This is a genomic window from Luteimonas sp. RIT-PG2_3 (assembly GCF_054902115.1).
The window spans coordinates 21826-42586 of the sequence record NZ_JBUBPF010000014.1; the positions used below are offsets into that span (position 1 = coordinate 21826).

13 protein-coding genes are annotated in these 20761 nt (G+C 68.7%); 2 read left to right on the forward strand and 11 right to left on the reverse strand.

Annotated features, from left to right (window positions below):
* Positions 1–756, reverse strand: a complete 756-nt coding sequence (locus ACYX7E_RS16900) for a response regulator transcription factor (protein ID WP_462081770.1) — start codon at positions 754–756, stop codon at positions 1–3.
* Between the two features lie 490 nt (positions 757–1246).
* On the opposite strand from ACYX7E_RS16900, the gene ACYX7E_RS16905 reads away from it, so the two are divergent.
* On the forward strand, positions 1247–3703 hold the full coding sequence (locus ACYX7E_RS16905) for a ligand-binding sensor domain-containing protein (protein ID WP_462081771.1): 2457 nt from the start codon (positions 1247–1249) through the stop codon (positions 3701–3703).
* Here the strand turns inward: ACYX7E_RS16905 and ACYX7E_RS16910 are convergent.
* Positions 3680–4984, reverse strand: a complete 1305-nt coding sequence (locus ACYX7E_RS16910) for a sensor histidine kinase (protein WP_462081772.1) — start codon at positions 4982–4984, stop codon at positions 3680–3682. The two genes, ACYX7E_RS16905 and ACYX7E_RS16910, sit on opposite strands and share 24 nt — an antisense overlap.
* Before the next feature lie 354 nt (positions 4985–5338).
* Here ACYX7E_RS16910 and ACYX7E_RS16915 point away from each other — a divergent pair, with 354 nt between their 5' ends.
* The gene (locus tag ACYX7E_RS16915; protein WP_462081812.1) at positions 5339–6796 is read left to right on the forward strand and encodes a sensor histidine kinase; all 1458 of its coding nucleotides are present in this window, start codon (positions 5339–5341) and stop codon (positions 6794–6796) included.
* Here the strand turns inward: ACYX7E_RS16915 and ACYX7E_RS16920 are convergent.
* The 9 genes from ACYX7E_RS16920 to ACYX7E_RS16960 all read right to left on the reverse strand — a co-directional run bounded on the left by ACYX7E_RS16920 (position 6778) and on the right by ACYX7E_RS16960 (position 20359).
* Positions 6778–7500, reverse strand: coding sequence for a response regulator transcription factor (locus ACYX7E_RS16920; protein ID WP_462081773.1), 723 nt, complete (start codon positions 7498–7500; stop codon positions 6778–6780). The genes ACYX7E_RS16915 and ACYX7E_RS16920 overlap by 19 nt on opposite strands.
* A gap of 195 nt (positions 7501–7695) precedes the next feature.
* Positions 7696–8247, reverse strand: a complete 552-nt coding sequence (locus ACYX7E_RS16925; protein WP_462081774.1) for a lipocalin family protein — start codon at positions 8245–8247, stop codon at positions 7696–7698.
* Positions 8248–8336: 89 nt separating this feature from the next.
* Complete coding sequence (locus ACYX7E_RS16930) at positions 8337–9446, reverse strand: sensor domain-containing diguanylate cyclase (protein WP_462081775.1); 1110 nt, start codon at positions 9444–9446, stop codon at positions 8337–8339.
* Positions 9447–9694: 248 nt separating this feature from the next.
* A complete protein-coding gene (locus ACYX7E_RS16935; RefSeq protein ID WP_462081776.1) occupies positions 9695–11695 on the reverse strand; it encodes a CocE/NonD family hydrolase in 2001 nt (666 codons plus the stop codon).
* Positions 11696–11700: 5 nt separating this feature from the next.
* Entirely contained in the window at positions 11701–12798 is a 1098-nt protein-coding gene (locus ACYX7E_RS16940) for a Gfo/Idh/MocA family protein (protein ID WP_462081777.1), read from the reverse strand.
* 68 nt (positions 12799–12866) lie between these two features.
* Positions 12867–14567: a tetratricopeptide repeat protein gene (locus tag ACYX7E_RS16945; RefSeq protein ID WP_462081778.1), complete on the reverse strand. Its 1701-nt coding sequence runs from the start codon at positions 14565–14567 to the stop codon at positions 12867–12869.
* Between the two features lie 276 nt (positions 14568–14843).
* Positions 14844–15896: a dipeptidase gene (locus tag ACYX7E_RS16950; RefSeq protein WP_462081779.1), complete on the reverse strand. Its 1053-nt coding sequence runs from the start codon at positions 15894–15896 to the stop codon at positions 14844–14846.
* Positions 15871–17262 carry an APC family permease gene (locus ACYX7E_RS16955; protein WP_462081780.1) on the reverse strand — a complete coding sequence of 464 codons (1392 nt, stop codon included), beginning with the start codon at positions 17260–17262 and terminating at the stop codon, positions 15871–15873. Before ACYX7E_RS16955 ends, ACYX7E_RS16950 begins: the two co-directional genes overlap by 26 nt.
* A 433-nt stretch (positions 17263–17695) precedes the next feature.
* Positions 17696–20359, reverse strand: coding sequence for a TonB-dependent receptor plug domain-containing protein (locus ACYX7E_RS16960; RefSeq protein WP_462081781.1), 2664 nt, complete (start codon positions 20357–20359; stop codon positions 17696–17698).
* Positions 20360–20761 lie beyond the last annotated feature (402 nt).

Here is a 20761-nt window from a genome sequence, read left to right on the forward strand (position 1 = left end):
CTAGCTGGCCGGCTTCGCGGAAGTATCCAACCTGAGCATGTAGCCGACCTTGCGTACGACCGTCAGTGGCAGCTCTGCGCCGGACCTTGACGAGACCTTGCGGCGCAGGCGGTAGACCAGCATCTCCAGCCGGCAGGGATCGAAGTCGCTTTCGGCCTCGATCAGGGCCGTGACCAGCGTTTCCCTCGCGACCGGCGCATGCGGGGAGGCTTCCAGTCGCGTCACCAGCACGCGCTCGAGCCCGGTCAGCGCGACGGCCTGCCCGGCCGGCGACAGCAGCCGCCAGCCATCGGCTTCGACGCGCCAGCCATCCCGCGCGTCCGCCAACGCCGGGATCGTCGGCCCAGGCGGTGCAGCTGCGCCCTCGTTGCCGACGGCGGTGCTGGACAGGCGTCGCGACAGGCTGCGCAGGCTGGCCGCCAGCACATCGACCGCGATCGGTTTGGTCAGGTACAGGTCGGCGCCTTCGTTGAATCCGCGCACACGGTCGGAATTGCCGCCGCGACCGGTCAGCATCACGATGCCGGCGCCGGTGGTCTCGCGCAGGCGCCGGGCCGCCAGGAAGCCGTCCTCGTCGGGAAGACCGACGTCGAGGACGATCAGGCGATAGCGGTTGCTCAGCAGTTCGCGATACATCTCGAAGGCGCTGGCGACGCCCTGCACGTCGAAGCCGGCGATCCGCAGTCCCGGGACCAGCACGCCTTCGCGGAGTTCGTCGTCGTCTTCGACGACCAGGACGCTGGGCAATGTGGACATCATCGGGAATTCCTGGATCGCGGTACCGGGCGTGCGCAACGCGTCCCCACGCCCGGGCGGGCAAGGATACGGGGGGCATGCCATGCGCAGCGGTCACCGTCACTCATCGTTCGAACGCAAGTATGCGCGACGCGCCTGTTTTCAAGTCCTGCGCCCGCACGAACCCACGAGACTAACCAAACTAACCAATCTTTCATGCAGACACGTACCCGCAGTTGCGTGGCCTCGGCCTGTTCCGTGCAGACGCGTGCAGCTCGGTCATAATCGCCCCCGCACGACCGCCACCGCGTCCCCGGCGCGCGGGTTCCAGCGAACCAGGAACCACCGCGACCGCGTTCCGGACGCGCCCCGGGGATGGCAGCCACCGATCACCACGCGAACGCACTCCTCCATGACGACCCGCCCGCGCGTGACCGCGTCCCGACCGGGATGCCACTGCTGCTGGACATTGTGTGCACTGCTGGTGCTGATGCTGATCGGATCGCCGGCCATGGCCGCGATACCCGCGCCTGCACAGGCCGGCCCCAGCGACGCGCCGATCCTGAAGCACTACGGCGTCTCCGAGGGCCTGCCGCAATCCGGAGTCAATGCGCTGGTGCAGACCCGCGACGGCTATCTGTGGGTCGGCACCTACGGCGGCCTGGCGCGCTTCGACGGTTCCCAGTTCACGCTGTTCCCGGCGCGGCGTGGCGATCGCGGGGCCCACGACGCCGGTCGCCGTCGCCCGCCCGCCGGACCGATCCGCGCCGGCTCCCTCGAAGAGGAGATCGGCGGCCCCTCCAGCGACCGCATCGTGTCGCTGCACCAGGACGATGCAGGGCGGCTGTGGGTCGGCACGCAGGATGGCGGACTCAGCGTCCTCGACCAGGGACGCTTCATCGCGTTGCCGATCTGCGAGCAGCAATGCCTGGTATCGGCCATCGCGCAGGATGCACAGGGCACGATCTGGGCCGCGACCGATACCGGCATTTTCCGGATCAATCCGGCGACGCGCGCCACCAGCCTGCTCCGGCACAGTCTCGACGGCGCCTACCGCAAGCTGGCCCGGACCGACGATGGTCAGCTGTATGCCGCAGGCCATCAGACGCTTGCGACGATCAGCAACGGCGCGCTGGCCGCGATCGTGCTGCCGGACACTCCGGCGCGGATCCACGACATCGCCGCGGCGGGACCGGACCTGCTGGTCGCCACCGCGACGGGACTGCTGCGCCGCGCCAGCGGGCGCGGGACATGGTCGCGCGTGGGTGGCCAGCAGGCGCTGCGCGGGATCCACGTGTCCGCAGACGGGGCCACGTGGCTGTTCGCCGGCAACGGCGATCTCTGGATGCAACGCGGCACGGCCGCATGGGAACGGGTGCCGCTGCCACCGCCGATCAAGGCCACCACGCTGGCGTCGGACCGCGAAGGCAATCTGTGGGTGGGCACCCACAACCGCGGCGTCCTCCGGTTGACGCGGCCGTGGATCGGACTGATGTCCGATCCGGCCCTCGACATGCAGGCCCCGGGACGCGCGGTCGTCGACGATGGCGCGGGCGGCCTGTGGTTCGGCATGGGCTGTGGTGGCCTGCGCCATTGGCAGGCTGACGGCCGCCTGCAGCAGATCGCAATGGATCGCGGCCTGTTCGACGACGACTGCATCAGCAGCCTGTTGCTGGACCGCGCCCCGCCGGCGCATGACGGGCACGATCGCGACGTGGGTGATCCCCGCACGCACGATCGCGGCACGGCACTGTGGATCGGCATGGCCAACGGCAAGCTCGGACACTGGCGCGACGGCAGGCAGTCCGTGGTGGCGACCTTCCCGGGCAATGGTTCCGTCGGCATCTGGCAGGCCGCGGACGGGCAACGCTACGCGGCAGCGGGCACGCAGACTTTCAAGCTGCACGTCCCGGCGTCGCCTGCACGCGCGTCGATCGAACCGGTGCCGGCATTGACGGGCATGCGGACGGCCCTGATGACTGACGCCCGTGCCGGCGGCACCTGGTTCGTCGGCAACCGCGGCGCGATCCGGATGCAGCACGACCGCATCGCCGAACAGTGGATTTCCGGACAACATCCGGCGATGCGTTACGCCCGGTCGCTGTACGAGGACGAGGACGGCGTGCTGTGGATCGGCACCTATGGCGGCGGGCTCAACCGCATCCAGGGAGGCCAGCTGCTCAACTATCAGCAGCAGGACGGCCTGTTCGACAACACCGTCTCCTGCATCCTGGCCGATGCCGAGGGACGCCTGTGGCTGGGCGGCAACCGCGGCATTTCGATGCTTACCCGCGAGCAGCGCCGCTCGGGCGCCGCCAGCCTCAGGACCGCCGGCTTCACCGAAGTCGACGGCCTGGTGCCTGCCGAGGTCAATGGCGGCACCCAGTCGGCATGCCACCGCGATGCCTCGGGCAAGCTGTGGTTCGCGCTGGTGGAAGGCTTTGCCGTCATCGATCCACGCAAGGTCGCGACCCCGGCGCGGCGCGACCTTCCCGTCCACATCGAGCGCGTCTCGGTCAACGGCCAGCCGCTGGCGGTCGCCGAACGCCTGACACTGGGTGCCAACAGCGACACGCTCGAGATCGCCTTCACCGCCATCAATCTGACGACACCGCAGCAGACGCAGTTCCGGCTGCGAATGTCGGGATCGGGGACCGGCGACGACTGGATCGACTCCGGCCACGTCCGCAACGTGTTGTATCCGCATGTGCCCTGGGGCGACCACCTCTTCGAGGTGCAGGCGCGCAACGAAGGCGATCCCTGGCCGAAGGCCAGCACCCGGCTCTGGATCAGCCGGCCGATGCCATGGCACCAGCGGCCGTGGATCTGGCTGCTGTCGACGTTCCTGGGCCTGGTCGTGCTGTTTGCGGGTTATCGCAAACAGGACGAGGGCGACGCCCGGCATCGCGCCCGGCTTGCGCGCCTGCGTGTACGCATCTCGTCGTCAGACGTCGACGGCCGGCGCTGACGGCGCCGCTGCGGGCAGCAGGATCTCCAGGCCGGTCCCCATCCCGGGTACGCTCTGCACCGTGATGTCGCCGCCGGCCTCGATGATCGTGCGCTCCACCACCGCCAGGCCGATGCCGGTGCCCGATGCACTGGACTTGGTGGTGAAGAACGGTTCGAAGATGCGCTGGGCGACGTCCTCGCTCATGCCGCAACCGTTGTCGACAAACACGATGCGGATGCCGCGCGCGACCGCATCCGCGCAGATCCGGAACGTGCCGCCGTCGGGCATCGCATCGCGCGCGTTGCTGGCGATGTTCAGCACCGCCAGTTCGAATTCCGCGCGATCCAGTTCGACCCACAACGGCGTGGCCGGCAGTTCCAGTTCGGTCTCGATGTCGGCGCCGAACAACTGCGCCAGCAATGGCCAGGTGTCCTGCAGCGACGCGGCCGCATCGAACACGCTGGTGTTGCGGTCATCGCTGCGCGACAGCGTCAGCAGGCGGCGGGTCAGGGCCTCGCCACGCTTGGCGGCCAGCTCGATGCCGACCAGGCTGCGCAACGCATCGTTGCCATCGCCGGTCATCCGCGGCACCGAGGCATAGCCGACGATGATGGCGAGGATGTTGTTGAAGTCGTGGGCGACGCCACTGGCCAGACGCCCCACGGTCTCGATCCGCTGCGCATGCAGCAATTGCGCATGCGTGCGCGCGTTCTCCTCGATCTCGTCCTCGAGCTGGTCGCAGACCATGTCCAGCTTCAGGCTGCGCAGACGCGCCCGCTGCGAGGCCGCGATCAGGCGATCGAGGATCGCCGCCACGACCAGGAAGCTCAGGATCGACACGGTCAGGTTCGACACCACGTCGCCCTGCAGCGTGGCCTGCCACGATGCCGGCCACGCGCCCTGCCAGGCCGCCTGCCACCCTGCCTGCTCCTGACCGCTGCCCAGATCCACCCAGGCCCCCAGCGACATCGCCAGCAGCATCAGCGCCATCGTCGCCCAGACCGCGAACCGGCCCAGCAGCAGCCCCGCGAACAACAGCGGCACCAGGTGGGTCACCTGCAGACCGGATTGCGCACGCAGCCCGTATTCCAGGTAACTGTGGCCGATCAGCGCCAGCGCACCCAGCAGGGTCAGGTAGGCCGTGAGCCGGAAATAGCCCTGGCGGACCGCGAAGATGCCGAGCCATACCGCGACCGCGGCCAGCAGGCTGGGCCAGTGTTGCCGGACCGGCACGCCGCGCATGAGGGCTTCCCAGGCGACCATCGCCGGCACCAGCACACCGATCGCCAACAGGATCATCTGCAGCGCGGAGCCATTGTGGCGGTCGATCTCTACCCCCGGCGGTGGCGCCCACCATCCACTGAGCGCGCGGCGCCAGCGCGGACCGCTCGCGGCCCCGGGTCCGGCGCTCGCATTCGATTGCTGCGGAAACTCCGTCACCAGGGAAGCACCTCTTTCCGCGCACGCCGCGCCGGCGCAAGTATGGCGCGCGCGACGGCCGGCATACAGCGCGCTCACGGCAAGCGACCATGGCGCGCGACCACGGCACATGCCGCATCGGCCAGTCCGTGCGTCTTCACGGCATCGTTGCGTCGCCGTGCGCGCGAGCGGCTATGCTGGCGCCCGCTGCCCCCGGGAGTGCTCGTGCTGCGGATGTTGTTCCACTGGCTGCGTCGCCACCAGGTCGTCGATCCGGTCGACCGCCGCAACGCGCCGATGCTGCAGGCGCTGCTGCTGATCCTTGCCGTGGCGCCCCCGGCGTTCTGGGCCTACCGCATCTTCGCGATGGACCTGCCGTGGCGCGAGGGCGAGACCATCAGCCTCGTTGGCGGCATGCTGGTCAGCGCGATCGCCGTGCTGTGCTTCCTGCTGATCCGTCGCGGGCATTTCCAGTGGGCCTTGCGCCTGCTGCTCGGCGTGGTTGCCGTGGCGATGCTGGCCGCCTACGCCACGCATGGCCTGTCGGCGCAGCTGTACGAAGAACCACTGCACGTGATGTGGCTGTTCGTCGCCGGCATGATGATCGGGCGACGTGCGCTCTGGACCATCTACCTGGTGCTGCTGGTCGCGATCTTCATCGGCGCGAGCGTGGACCTGCGCACCGATCCCGACCTGCATGGCCCGTACGGCTACGCCGATGCCGCGATCCGCTCGGTGATGTTCCTGATGATCGCGCTGGTCGTCGACCGGACCACGCTGGCGCTGCGCAACAGCCTGGCCGACGCGCGCGACCATGCGCGCCAGCTCGCCGCCGGCAACCGGCGGCTGCAGGCGGAAATGGAAGCGCGCGCCAGGACGCAGGAACAACTGATCCATTCGCGGAAGATCGACGCCGTCGGCAAGCTGGTCGGCGGCGTCAGCCACGACTTCAACCATCTGCTGACATTGATCCTGGGCTACGCCGAACGCGCACGCCATGCGCGCGATGCCGACGAACTGGGCACCAGCCTGGATGGCATCACCGCGGCCGGCCGGCGCGCGGCCGGCCTCAGTGACAAGCTGCTGCAATTCAGCCGGCCAGAGGCCACCACGATCCAGACCTTCGACCTGCGTGCGCTCGTGGAAGACAGCAGGCCGATGCTGCAGCAGGCGCTGGGCGGACGGATCGTGCTGTCGATCGTGCTGCCGCAGAGGCCCTGCCCGGTGGCCTTCGACCGCGAGCAGTGCCTGCTGATCCTGCTCAACATCGCCGTCAACGCCGCGCATGCGATGCCCGACGGCGGCAGGTTCGAGATCCGGATCGACGCGGATGACGAGTCGCGCCACGTGGATGCCTGGCTGCGCGACACCGGCACCGGCATGTCGGCCGAGATCCTGGCGCAGATCTTCGATCCGTTCTTCACCACCAAGCCGGCGGGCCTCGGCATCGGGCTGGGCCTGCCGATGGCCAGGGACCTGATCAACGGCCACGGCGGCAGCCTCGAGGTCAGCAGCCGCCCGGGGCACGGCAGCTGCTTCCACCTGCGGCTGCCGATGGCCATCGCATCACACGGCAGCGGTTCTCTTGACGCGCATGTCGACGCACATGTCGACGCGTACCCCGCCCCCCATGCAGACGCGACGGACGATGCGCGCGATGCGGGCGCGGCGCACTACCAGGACAGGACGTAGCCGATTCCGCGGACCGCCCGCAACGGCAAGGGCGTCGAGGTGCTTTCCGCGCATTTCCTGCGCAGGCGATAGACCAGCATGTCGAGCCTGTGCGCATCCATGCCCTGTTCGTCGCCGCCCAGTCCGGCGACCAGGCTGTCGCGCGTGACCGGCCGCCCGGCCGATGCGGCCAGCAGGCCCAGGAACTGCCATTCCGGCAGCGTCAGCACGATCGACGTGCCGTCCGGCGCGACCAGGGTCCATTGGGTCTCGCCCAGGCGCCACCGGCCCGCCATCGACGCCACCTCGCGCGTGGTCCGCAGTCGCTGCAGCAGGCCGTGCAGCGATGCCGTCACGACCTCCATCTCGACCGGCTTCTCCAGGTAGACGTCGGCCCCGGCCTGCAGGCCACGGACCTTGTCGCTGCTGCGGCGATGACCACTGAGTACGATGATGCCGGTGTCCGGCGATGCCAGACGCAGGTGCGAGGCCACCGACAGCCCGCTCTCGTCGGGCAGGCCGATATCCAGCAGTACCAGATCGAAACGCCGGACCGTCATCGCGCGGTACAGCGCGCGCGCATCGGGCATGCCCTCGGCGTCGAATCCGGAGCGCCGCAGGATCGGCAGCAACACGCCTTCGCGCAGCTCATCGTCGTCCTCGACCACGGCCAGCGCAGGCAGCGGGGCATCCTCCATGCGCGGCAGCATCGTGATCAGCGACATCCATCCTCCGGTCGGCAACTGCGCTGCGCATGGCGGTCCGGTACATCGCGAGGCCCGCGCGTGCCGATGGTAGCACCCGTGCCGGCTGGCCCCTGCCATGCGCGGGCGCAGGCGCAGGCGCAGTCGGCATCATGCTCGTACAAGCGTTCGTGGACTGCGCGACCCGACGCGCTCTTAGAGGGGATACTCGAAGCGTTACTCGATGGGCGCCGCCACGATCAGCTTGTCGGTGGGATAGCCCTTGGCCGCAGCGGCGGCCACCAGCTGGTCGTAGCGCGCGCGTGGCATCGTCGGCGAGCGCGACAGGATCCACAGGTACTTGCGGCTGGGACCGCCGACGACCGCCCACTGGTAATCCGCGTCCAGTGCGACGACCCAGTAGTCGGCCCAGACGCCGGGCACCCAGGACAGCCAGGCCGGCGCGAAGCGCACCTTCAGTTCGCCCGGCTTGCCGGAAACGCCACGGGCGACGCCGACCGACTCGTCGCGGCTGCCATCGCGCTTGCGGCAGGCGTTGCGCACCTCGATGTCGCCACCGGGGAGTTTGGTATAGGTCGCGGTGATGTTGTCGACGCACTGCCGCTGGAAGAACATCGGCAGATGCGCAATCTCGTGCCAGGTACCGGCGTAGCGGTCCAGGTCGAGCGCGGCGACGGAGGTGTTGGCGTCGGCGGCAACGGCGCTACCGGCCGCCGAGGCCAGCGCGATGGTCGCCAGGGTCGTTGCCATCATCGAACGCAGGCGCATGGAAGCTCTCCGATCCGGGAACATTGCAGGAGCGCCCATCTTCCATGGACCGGATGATGGCGGCGCGAAGCCGCCGGAACGATCAAGCGTCAGCCGACCGCGCTGGTCGCTGCGTGGATCAGCTGGGTGGACAGCTCGCCGCGATTGCGCCCCTTGATCTTGGCCGCGTACAGCGCGCGGTCGGCCATCTGCACCAGGCAGGTCGGATCAGCGGGGTGGTCGGGAAACGCCGACACACCGAACGACAGCGTCGCGCGCATCGAAACGCCGTCGTACTCCACGCGCAATCGCTCGAAGGCCGTGCGCAGTTCGTCGGCGATGTCGTAGGCCTGCGCCATCGAGGTCTCCGACAGCAGCAGCAGGAATTCCTCGCCGCCGTACCGGCAGACCAGGTCGCGCGGACGCGCACTGAGCAGCAGCAGCCGCGCCATCGCCTTGATCATCTCGTCACCGGCCAGGTGGCCATAGGTGTCGTTGATGTCCTTGAAGTCGTCGATGTCGATCAGCACCAGCGCCAGCGGCAGGTGGCGCTCATGCGAGCGCGCCAGCTTGCGCGCCAGCACCTGGTCGAGGTGGCGCCGGTTGGACAGGCCGGTCAGCGGGTCGCGCACCGCCTGGTCCTGCAACTGCGCCTGCAACGAGGTGATCTCGGCCAGTTGCGTGCGCAGCTGCTTGCGGCTCTTGCGCAGGTTGACGCCGCGCTGGTGGGCGCCATACGCGAGGATCAGCAGGTAGGTCGAGAACACCAGCATGCACAGCACCGTGGTGAGCATGCTGGTGGCGGGGCGGAACGCCGGCCCGACGATCAGCATCGCCAGCACCACGCCGAACGTCATCGACGCGGCCGCGTCGCGCAGCCCGGCCAGTCCGCGATAGATCATCAGGTTCATGCAGGCAGCGGCGAACAGCATGAAGCTGACCCACAGCGGGAAGCCCCAGACCCCGACCCAGGCCCCGAACAGCACCCCGTCGATCAGCAGGTTGCGCATCTCCGCGCGCACCTGTTCGCGCGAGCGGCGGGCGACCCAGTAGGCCAGTTGCGGCGACACCAGCATGTGCAGCGCCAGCAGGCCCCACATCAGCGGGCCGGCCTGCAGGAACAGCAGGTGGGTACCGAGCACGCAGAACAGCAGGACGAACGAAACCGACCGGTTGCGCCAGTTGAGTCGGACGACCCAATGCTCGTGCTTTCGGACCACCAGTACCCCTGCGCGGATGCGTGCCGGCTCGCGTCTGGCTGGAGGGGCCCAGACACCGGAATGGTCGGCAAGGATAGCCCATGACCCGACGGCTGGGACGCCCACGGGAGCGAAGTCTCGCCCGCGGGCCGCATCCTGCCCAGGATGTCCAGCGGTGCCATCGGAACCGGGGCACCGGGGCCGTCCCGCCGCGCCCTGCCCGGCCCCTGAACGCGGATCGCTGGCCGCGACGGCGGCCCGGGTGGGCCTTACGGCGAGGCCGGGAAGATCCCGTCGACGCCCTTGCCCAGCACCGGCAGCCGCAGCACCGAGCCGTCGTTGCCACCGACATGGACGCCCAGCCGGGGCGTCTGTGCCTGCTCCGGGGTCACGGTATTGCCACGGTCGGCGCCGGAGATCGTCAGCCGCAGGCGCTCGCCCGGCCTGACGATGCGGCCGATGGCCAGCATCGCGAACTCCAGCGTGACCGGCGTCGACGACAGCGGCGCCGCCGCCAGCACGTCCGCCGACGCCGAGGTCGGGAACGGCAGGCCGAAGTTGTCGTAGGGCGCCTTGCCCAGCGTACGGTGCGACGCACGCAGGATGCCTTCGGTCAGCAGCCGCGAACTGCCGTCGGGCTGGACCACGCTGAGGTAGGCATAGACGTCGGCATCGCGGGCGTTGTCCGACGACAGCTGCAGCTTCACCACCGGCACGCCGGCCAGGTGCAGGTCGCGCTGCAGCGGCGGCGAAGTATAGGTCAGCGACTTCATGTCGTTGCTGGCCATCTCCACTTCATAGACGCGGCGCAGCAGCCAACGCGTGCCGACATCGCCGGTGGTCGTGCTGTAGTCGACGATCCAGGGCTGGCGCGTCGGCGTGGCATCGGCCTGGAGCGCCAGCGAGCCGTCGTTCTGCGATTGCACACTGCCGGCACTGCGCGCGGACAGCGGGAAGTCGCGATAACCGGTATCGCGCGGCGGCCAGGTCGATGCGGTGAACCAGTCGGTGCGCTCGGGCGTGCGCTGCAGTCCGTAGTGCACGGCCGGACGGTCCTCGGCACCGTTGCGCTTGCCCAGCAGCCAGCGGTCGAACCAGCGCAGGGTTTCGCGCGCGATGATGTTGCGCTGCTCGATGTCGCGCGGATCGTTCGGCATCGGCCCGTGGCTGCCATGCGCATACGGCCCGAAGATCAGCTTGCGCGGCGTGGTCAGGTTGGCGAACCAGTACAGCATGTCGTTGGGATAGATGTCGTGCCAGCCGCCGAACAGCATCGCCGGCACCCGGCTGCGGTTGACGCGGTCGACGATCGTCAGCAGGTTGTTCTCGCCGGTGGCCTGGTAGGCATCGATGAACGCAATGCGGTCGCGCAGCACGCCCAGCGTCCGGAACTCCTCCATGCGGCTGCTGTAACCGGTGCTGTCGCCACCGAGCTTGTGCTCCTCGATCGCGCGCCGCAGGTCGACCTGCTGCGGATCGGCATCGACCTGGGCGATGTTCGTGATCGGTCCGTCGAGCGCAGTGGTGCGGTTGTCGCCGGCCGCCACGCGCGTGCTCCAGCCGTTGATCCAGCCGTCGCGGTAGACGCCGCCCATCGCGTAGCCGCCATTGGGACCATCGAAGAACGCGACGTTCATCGACAGCGCCTTCAGTGCCTTCGGCCGTTCGGCGGCGACGCGCGGCTGCACTTCGGCCAAATAGGAGCCGCCGATCATGCCGACGGTGCCGTCGCTCCAGGGTTGCCGCGCGATCCAGCCGATCGCGTCGAAGCCATCGCGGCCTTCGACATCGTCGCCTTCGCCGTGCGAGGGCCCGAACGAGGCGCCGGAGCCACGCATGTCGATCACCGCGACCGCATAGCCGTAGGCCAGCAGCAGCAGCGGACCGGTCGGCTTCGCCGGCACCTGCAGCACGCCGCGGGCATCGGCCGGCGCATCCGGCCAGCGCACGGTGCCGCCATCGGGCAGCGGCTTGGCGCGGCCGTAGCGCGTGTACTCGATGACGGTCGGGAAGCGGCCGCTGGCCGGCTTGCCATCGACGACCGGCAGGTAGACATCGACCGCCAGCCGCACGCCGTCGCGCATCGGGATGTAGACCGAGCGGCGGACCGCCTGCCGGAACACATGCGGTTCGTCGATCCGGTACTGGCCCAGTCCGGCGTCAGCGGTGGACTGGCCGGCAGGCACCTGCGCCAGTGCGCTGCCGCCTGTCGCCAGTGCCAGTGCCAGTGCGAGCGCCCACAGCCACTGCATGCCTGCCCTGCTTGCCATGTCGATCACGCCTCCACGTCGGTCCATTGCCCAGTCTGTTCGCTGCGATAGATCGCGAGCAAGGTCTTGACGGCCTGGATGCCGGTGGCGGCCCCGACCGGTGACGGCTCGGAGGCACGCAACGCGGCGATGAAACTGGCGAGCTGGGCGCCGAAATGATCCGGCGCGGCGCCTTCGGGCACGGCGATCTCGCGCACGCCGCCGGGTTCGCACAAGAACAGCTTGTTGGGGTAATGGAAGATGCGCAGCGCGCCGCGCGTGCCATGCACGCGGATCGAACCGGCGGCCGGCGTCCACTCGCCGGTATCGCCGGCGAAGCCCTGCCCGTCCTTCCAACTGCGGCCCATGCTGAAGACCGCTTCCCAGGGCATGTCCGAACCGACCGTGCCTTCCTCGTAGATCAGCGAGCCGATCGCGCCGTTGGCGAGTTCGACGAGCGCGAACTCGGTGCGCATCGGGCCGCCGGTGCGATTGCCGCGACCGATCGCGCGGGTGATCGGGCTGCCGGTCAGCAACGGGAAGATGTCGAGCAGGTGTACGCCATGGTCGACCAGTCCCATGCCACCGCCGCCCGGCGTGCCTTCGGGATAGTGCGCGCTGGACATCGGCTTGAATGCCGCGGCACCGGCGCCGGTGACCACGCGCTCCTCCAGCAGCAGGACATCGCCGATCGCGCCCTCGGCGATCATCCTGCGCGCCAGCTGCACTGCCGGCAGGAACCGGTACGACGAGCCGTACATGTATTCGACGCCGTTGCGGCGACAGGCCTCGGCCATCGCCAGCGCGTCGTCCAGGCTGGTGGTCATCGGCTTCTCGCACAGCACGTGCACGCCGGCATTGGCGAGTTGTTCGGTGATCGGGCGATGCGAGGCGACAGTCGACAGTACGCAGCCGATGTCGGGCTTGATCTGCTCGAGCATCTCGGCGCAGGTCAGGAACCCCGGCGCCGACAGTCGCGCGGCGACCTCGGCGGTACGCTCGGGCCGGGGATCGACGACGGCGACGATCTCGACCTCGGGAAGGGCCAGGTAGGCGGCGATGTGGGCCTCGGCGACAGCGCCCAGGCCGATGATGGCAACGCGGACAGGTGTAGGTGTGTTCATGCCGCGAGTGTCCTGCGGCCCCGAGTAAGCAGGCATCCGCCGCCGGGTAAGGCGGGCGCCGGGGCCGCTCAGAGCGGCCCGTTCTCCATGCCGCAGTCGCGGACCAGGGCCTGGAACGTCGGATCCTCGCGCAGCGAGCGCAGCACCGGCAGCGCCGGGGCGTACATCGCCCAGGCGGCGTTCTGCGCCGTGGCGACGCGGAACCAGCCGACCGCGCGCTTGGTCTGCCCCAGCGCCGCCGCCACCAGCATCGCGGCCTCGGCATAGGACGGCGTGGTCGCCGCGCGCGCCTCGAACGCATGCAGCTGCTGCTGGGCGCGATCGTGCTCGCCGATGCAGGCCAGGATGCTGCCCAGCGCGCCCTGGAAGAACGGCACGTTGGGCAGCAGCTCCACCGCGCGCTTGCCGTAGTCGTAGGCACGCGGATCGCGGAAGTGGATCGCCAGGTTCAGCCCCAGGAAGCAGTGCGTCACCGCCTCGGAGGGATTGATCGTCAGCGTGCGTTCCAGCTGGACCTGCGCCTCCTCGTAGGCGCCGCCCATGTGCAGCAGCTGGCCCAGCTGGCCGTTGACGACCGGCGAGGTCGGCGCGCGCGAGACCGCCATGTGCGCGATCTGGATCGCTTCGTCGAGGCGGCCCTGGGTCGAGAGGAAGTCGGCATACCACTGCAGCGCGATCGCGCTGGATTCGTCGAGCTCGATCGCCTTCAGGAACGAACTCTCGGCACTGGCGAAGCGCAGTTGCGACAGGTGGATGAAGCCGCGCGTGGAATACGCCGTGGCCAGGCCGTCGTTCAAGGCCAGCGCGCGATCGACATAGGTCATCGCCTTCTGGGTCGCGGTGCCGGCGTCGGCGCCGTCGTAGAACACGCTGAGAATCTCGCAGTCGGCCATGCCGACCAGCGCCGGCGCACAGGCCGGGTCCTGGTTCAACGCGTGCAGGAAGCTCTGGCGCGCTTCGGCAAGCCCCGACGGGCTGCGCACCGACACCAGGCGCTGGCCGTTGGTCAACGCCATGAAGCCCGACGACTGCCGGTACTGCGTCCAGGTCTGGCGGCCGGAGTAACCGCTGGTGGCCAGCATCAGCTCGCGGCGCAGGGTATCGCACAGCCGCTGTTCGATCGCGAAGGCATTGGAGATGTCGCCCTGCTCGCTGGCGGCCCAGCAGATCTTGGCGTCGGCCGGCGTCACGCAGCGCAGGCTCAGCACCAGGTCGCGCTTGATGACCCGGACCGAGGACTGCAGCACCAGGGTGCAGCCGGCGGGCACGTCGGCATCGCCGTCGCGGGCGCTGACTTCCAGTCCCGATTCGCTGCCCAGCGCATTGAGCAGGGTGTCGCGCCAGCAGGCGCCCAGCTTGACCGTGGTCGCGCCATCGGACAGCAGCGCCGGCGGCATCACCGAGATCAGCATGCGGCCACGGGCCTGGCCGACGATGCAGGCCAGTGCCGACGGCCGCGCGATCTGTTCGTAGGCCACCGCCAGCGCATAGCCGACGCCGGGCACGGTCTGGATCGGATCCTGGCCGTCGAAATACTTGGCCAGGTGGCGGCGGGTTTCGACGACCAGCATCGACAGCGCCTTGTCGCTGACGTCGCGGTCGGGCCACAGTTCCTGCAGCAGCACTTCGCGGCGCACCGGCTGGTTGCCGGCATGGCCCAGACGCACCAGCAGCTCGACGCCCTTGCGACCGATCCCGAGATAGACCATGTCGTGCAGGATCGCGTGTTTGCCTTCATCTACCAGCAGCGGACCGAGCCTGGCTTTCACGGACACCTCTTCTGATGGCCTGCCCAAGCCAAGCAGGCGTGGGCAAGCGTATGCCAAGGCGTTCCCTGCCGATGGTCTGTACCCGCCGCGTCCCTCCCGGACCGCGGCCGCCACAGACCCGGACCCGCTGCTCAGAACCTGTTCAAAGTCTGTCGCGAGCGCAGCCAGCTGGCGCGTGGTGGAGCGCGGAAAGCGCAGTGTACGTGGAGGTACATGGGCATTTCGAGCGCCGCACGCGCGCCAGATGGCAAGCGCAGCAAGACTTTGAACTGGTTCTCAGGTCCAGACCGCTCCGCAGATCCGCAGGTGGTTGCCGCCGAGGATGTCGCGGATGGCGGGCTCACCATAGCCGTGCGCCAGCATCATCGCAACGAGGTCGACGACCTGCTCCGGCCCGGCATAGCGGAAGCCCGGCCATTCAGGGTCGCGGACCATCGGCCATTCGTCCGGACGCGCCCGCACCCAGGCCGACAGCGGATCGGGATCGAACACCACGTCGAAGCCGAGGCCGACGTGCTGGGCGCCCAGCAACTGCACGTAGTGGTCGAGATGGCGGAACAGGGTCTCGCTGCTGCAGCTGATGTCGCCCAGGTATTCGCTGGACCCCGAGATGCCGACCAGGCCACCGGTGCGCGCACAGGCGCGCGCCATGTCGTCGTCGATGTTGCGGAAGTTGGGATGCACGGCGCTGGCGTTGGAGTGGCTGAACACCATCGGCTTGGCGGCGATCTCCAGCGCGTCCAGCGAGGTCCTGCGGCCGACGTGGCTGAGGTCGATCAGCATGCCCACGCGCTCGGCCTCGCGCACGAAGCGCTTGCCGTACGAGGTCAGCCCGCCATCGACATCGTCGGCGCAACCGCCGCCGGCGCAGTTGGCATTGTTGAACGCCAGCAGCGTCTGACGCACGCCAAGCGCATAGAAGGCATCGACCAGGTTGAGGTCGCGCTCGAAGCAGCGGGTACCTTCGAACTGCAGCACCACCGCGATCTTGCCGGCACGGCGCGCCGCGACGACGTCCTCGACCTTGTCGACCACGACCGCACCGCGCGTGCGCAGTTCGCTGCGCGCCCAGGCGACCAGCCGCAACGCCTCGGAGGCATTGTGGTTGTCGCCGGCCAGGGTCAGGCCAACCGCGCCGACGCCGGCGGCGATGAACTGGTCCAGCCGGTCCCAGGTGTTGCCGACCGATTCGTTGCCGGGCAGGTCGATCGGCCAGACGTTGTCCCAGACCACCGCGTCGGCGAGCAATGTCCGTGCTCGATCAGCGATCTCTCGCTGGCTGACGTCGTGTTGCGTGTGGGCGTTAGCGGAGTGTGCTTGCTGCTGCATGTTTCGAATCCTTGGTCTTGAAAATTCTTGTCCTGAGCGTCCACGCAAGGCCGGCGATGACGGCCGAGACCACGGTGATCGCCAGTTCCGGCGCGCTCCAGCCGCCCTCGTCGACCGCGGCGTACAGGACATACACGCACATGAAGGCCGCCACCACCGCGCCCAGTGCCGCACGCACGCGCGGGCCGGTCGCATCCGCATGCCGGCACGCGGCCACGCACATGAACAGGTACACCAGCGCCATGCACAGCGAGGCCACGTTGACGATCGGGATCAACGCCGCGCGACCGGCCAGCGAGCCCAGGATCGACACCGCGGCGATGACCACCGTGATCGGTCCCACGCGCAGCACCGGACGACCGTTGTCGTCGACGGCATCCTTGCGCACGCGCTCCGGATCGAGCTGGCGCCACAGCAGGTTGACGACGCGACTGGCGGCGGTGAAACAGGCGATGCCGGTCGAGATGATCCCCAGCAGGCCGGCGATCAGCACCAGGTTCGCCATCAGGTTGCTCGACAGGCCTTCGCGGAACGCGCTGGCGGCCGGAAGCGGCGCCGACAGCAGGCTCTGCCACGGCACCACGTAGGCCGCGGCCAGCACGATGCAGATGTAGAACACGCACGCGGCCATGATCGACAGGTGCATCGTCCAGCCGACCGCGCGCGCACTGACCTGGGTCTGCCGCTCGCCGGCCAGCTGCGCGACGACATTGAAGCCGGCGAACCACAGCGGCATCGTCGTCGCCATCGCCAGGATGCCGCCGATCGTCGACCGCTCCGGCGTCGAGGCCACCAGCAGCGGCATCAGGTTCTGCACGTCGCCCTTGAGCACGCTGGCCGCGCAGAACACCACGGTAATCGCGATCTTGACCAGCACGACGACGTTCTGCGCCTGCGCGGTATGCCCGACCGGGCGCAAATTCAGTACCGCGAACGCCAGCGTGACCAGCACCGCGATGACCACGGTGCCCGAATGCACTTCGCGCCCGAAGGCGTGGTAGATGACCTCGCCCTCCAGCGACGGGAACAGGGTCACCAGGATCCATCCGGCCGAGACCGCCTCGAAGGCGACCACGCTGATGCACGACAGCGCCAGCGCCGAGCTGACCACGAAGCCGGGTCCCGGGCCGAGCAGGTTCTGCACCGCATCGACCTCGCCACCCGAATCCAGCCGGCGGGCATTGGCCAGGTAGGCATAGCTGCTGGCGACCAGCAGCATCGCCAGCGCGCCCAGCACCAGTGCGATGACGCTGCCGCCGGGACCGGCGAGCAGGAACCACTGCCCCAGCACGGTGATCCAGCCGACGCCGACGATGCCGCCGAAACTCATCAGGAACAGTTGGTTGGCGGTCAGACCTTGCTTCATGGCGCTGGGTACCGTGCTGTGTCGCGGGCGGTGTGCGGACGGTGCGATGGCGGGACCGGCCGGAAGGGAATCGCGTGGGCATCCTGCCGGGCAGTGTGACCATCCTGTCGACGCTGCGCATCCGCCGGGGTTGCAGATCCGGCTACGTACCTGCCGGATCGCTGAAACAACCCGGGCCTCACGTGTTCAGAACCTGTCTCGGTCCGTCGCGAGCAACGACAGGTTGCGCGCGGCGTACATACCGGGGAAAAGCAGGCAGAAAGCGCAGTGTATGTGCCTATCAATAAACACCTTCATGAGCATTTGTGGCCACCCTCCGTGGTGGCCACCCTCCGGGCCATCGCTGGCACGATGTCAAGAACCGCTCCTTGCGGTTCTTTCGAGCACCCTACGCGCGCAGGATGCCGAGCACAGCAGAATCATGGGCAGGTTCTCAGAAGTCCACCGCCACCCGTGCATAGACAAAGCGGCCGCGCAGATCGTTCTCGAAGCGGTTGTAGCCGTTGATCAGCTTGACGAACGGAACATCGCGGTCGAACAGGTTCTCGACGCCGAGCGAGAAGCGCATCGCATCCACCGGCAGCCACGACGGCGACGCGCCGCGCTTGCCACCCAGCGAGTAGCTCGCCTGCAGGTCGGTGGTGACGTACGAGCCGATGTGGCTGCCCGTGGCCACACCGTCGTAGTCCATTTCGTCGTAGCCGCCCATGTAGTTGATCTGGGTCGTGGCGCCCCAGGGGCCATTGTTCCAGGACGCGCCGAACAGGCCGCGCGTCTTCGGCAGGGCGCCTGCGGAGAAGAACGAATCCGACGCGATGTCGTAGCCACCGGCGAGGTCGATCTTCGACGGCGCGCCGAGGCGCTGGACTTCGAACTTCGCCAGCCGCGACAGCGACAGGTCCAGCTTGATGTCGCCGAAAGAGGTCTTGGGCAGGCGGTAGTTCATGGAGAAGTCGTAACCCTCCATGTTGCGCTCGCCGAGGTTGTAAGCGTACGCCTCGACGATCAGGTCCTCGCCGGCCGGACCGATGCCGTCGCCGCGCGTCACCCGCCCCGGAGTGTCGCCGTTGAGCACCGACTGGGCATCGGTGCCGGGGATCAGGTCGTTCTGGCGGATGCGGTAGTAGTCCAGCGAGACGGTCAGGCCGGGGATCGCCTTCGGCGTCAGGATCAGGCCGAAGTTGCGGGTCGTCGAAGTCTCGGGCTTGATGTCGGCGGTACCGACGGTATAGACCTGCGCGTCGATCGCGGTGTTGGTCAGCGGATCGAGCAGCGTCTCGGTGTAGGGATAACGGTACAGCGGCGACGCGTATTCCAGGTACGGCGCCAGGTACGCCGTCGCCCACGAGGCACGCAGCGTCAGCTGGTCGTCCCAGGTCGAATAGCGCAGCGTGGCCAGCGGATTCGAGGTCGAACCGAAGTCGCTGTAGTCCTCGTAACGCGCGGCCAGCGACAGTTCCAGCGGGCTCTCGTACTCGCCTTCGCGGGTGGCCATCAGCGGGATGCGCACTTCGGCGAACACCGACGAGATGTCGCGCTCCAGATCGTACGGCGTGAAGCCCGACGAACCCACGAAGCCTCCCGACTCGGTCAACGGATCGGTGTAGACCTTGACCTGCTCGCGGCGATGCTCGGCGCCGGCGGCGGCCTGCACGGTGCCGGTCGGCAGTTCGAACAGCGGGCCGCTGGCGCGCACGTCGACCAGGTCCGACTCGAAGCGGATGTTGAACGCACTGGTGCCCAGCACCCCGGCGAACTGCTCGGCGGTGTTGCACTGGTTGCAGAACGGGTTGAACGCGTTCGGACCGCTGCGGTTGATCGCCTGCTGGAGGCCCGAACGGATGATGCCGTTGCTGCCGAACTGGTCGGAGCCGCTGCGATACCAGGACGCACCGGTTTCCAGCTGCCACTCGCCGATCTGGCCGCGCAGGCCACCGCTGAGGCGATGCGTGAAGGCATCGACGCGATACGGGCGCGCGCCCAGCTCGACGGGACGGTAGGTCACGTCGGTCAGGTCCTGGCCGAACGGGTTGTAGGGATTGCTGGCCGGGATCGGGCCGATGCCGGCATCGGCGAACGAGATCGCAGGCGACGCACCGTACGACATGTCCTCGGCCATGTCCCAGTACAGCGCGTTGGCGAAGAAGGTCGCGCGGCCGTCGAAGAAGTCCTGCTCGAAGTTGGCGACCACCGACAGGCGCGTCGGCGCGCTGAGCACATAGGGATTGACCTCGGCGCGGGTATCGAACAGATCCGTGGCCGGATCATAGGCGCGGTAGTCGGCGGGATTGAGCGAATAGCTGCCGCGCGGGATCTTGGTGGCATCGGCGATCAATGCGCCCGAACCGGTCACGCCGCCGATCCTGGCCGGGTTGCCGATGCCGCTGCGCGCATCGTAGCCGCCGTAGGGGCGCTTGTCGTCGGACGCGGTGATCGCGCGATCGGCCGACCGCACGCCTTCGCGGGTCATGCGGTTGATCAGGAAGAAGAAGCGCGAATCCTCGGACTCGACGCCGCCGTACAGATTGATGTCGGTGGTCTGGCCACCGCCCCGGGTCGTCTGCCCGTGGGTGACGTTGGCATGCAGGCCATTGGTCCTGGACTTCAGGATCACGTTGACCACGCCGGCCACCGCGTCCGATCCGTACAGCGCCGAAGCGCCGGAGCGCAGCACTTCCACGCGCTCGATCGCGTCCGCCGGGATCGCCAGGGTGTTGGCCGGATCGTTGGCGGACAGGCGACGGCCGTTGAGCAGTACCAGCGTGTACTGCGTGCCGAGGCCGCGCAGGTTGACGAAGCCGCGGCCACCGCTACCCTGCTCGGCGGCGGCGCCACCGACGATCGACGGCACGTTGGCCAGCACTTCGGCCAGCGTGTTGGCGCCGGTTTCCTGGATGTCCTGCGCGGTGATGACCTCGACCGGCGCGCCCTGCTTCTCGGCGGCCAGCGTGGTCTGGATGTTGGAACCGGTGACCGTGACCGCCTGCAACTCCTGGACAGGCGCTTGGTCTGCGGGATTCTGCGCGGCCGCGCTGGTGGCCAGTGCGGACGCGATGGCACACATCAACAGGGAGAGACGACGGTTCTGGTGGCTCACGGGACGATACTCCGGATCGGTGGCTGGTGGGCAGGAGCGGCACCGTCATCGCGGATGCGGATGCGGGCGCAACAGGCGGTGACTGCCGACGGTACTGGCTTCGACCATGAAGCTAGTGCAGGCCGGGTAAGCCGGCATCCGCCCCCCGGTAAGCGTTCTGCAACAAACCGCCGGCACATGCCTGCGACCACGCCCGCAACGCCTCCGGCATGCCTCCCATATGCCTCCTTCAGGCCTCCTGGTCCGGAGACGCGCCCGGCCCGCAGGCGGATGCAGGCGCGTGTCGTCCATCGCATCCATCACGTCGGCCTGTCCGGCCTGCGGCGCCGGCACCTGTGGCCGCGCGGCGTCGCCTATTTCCGGCGCATCGCACGCGGCTCTGTCCATGCCGTCCATGCCGTC

Coding starts and splice junctions, on each gene's coding strand:
- ACYX7E_RS16950 (WP_462081779.1), bottom strand. CDS start 15,896: ATGCAGCAGCAAGCACACTCCGCTAACGCCCACACGCAACACGACGTC.
- ACYX7E_RS16955 (WP_462081780.1), bottom strand. CDS start 17,262: ATGAAGCAAGGTCTGACCGCCAACCAACTGTTCCTGATGAGTTTCGGC.
- ACYX7E_RS16900 (WP_462081770.1), bottom strand. CDS start 756: ATGTCCACATTGCCCAGCGTCCTGGTCGTCGAAGACGACGACGAACTC.
- ACYX7E_RS16935 (WP_462081776.1), bottom strand. CDS start 11,695: ATGGCAAGCAGGGCAGGCATGCAGTGGCTGTGGGCGCTCGCACTGGCA.
- ACYX7E_RS16940 (WP_462081777.1), bottom strand. CDS start 12,798: ATGAACACACCTACACCTGTCCGCGTTGCCATCATCGGCCTGGGCGCT.
- ACYX7E_RS16915 (WP_462081812.1), top strand. CDS start 5,339: ATGTTGTTCCACTGGCTGCGTCGCCACCAGGTCGTCGATCCGGTCGAC.
- ACYX7E_RS16920 (WP_462081773.1), bottom strand. CDS start 7,500: ATGTCGCTGATCACGATGCTGCCGCGCATGGAGGATGCCCCGCTGCCT.
- ACYX7E_RS16905 (WP_462081771.1), top strand. CDS start 1,247: ATGGCCGCGATACCCGCGCCTGCACAGGCCGGCCCCAGCGACGCGCCG.
- ACYX7E_RS16910 (WP_462081772.1), bottom strand. CDS start 4,984: ATGATCCTGTTGGCGATCGGTGTGCTGGTGCCGGCGATGGTCGCCTGG.
- ACYX7E_RS16925 (WP_462081774.1), bottom strand. CDS start 8,247: ATGCGCCTGCGTTCGATGATGGCAACGACCCTGGCGACCATCGCGCTG.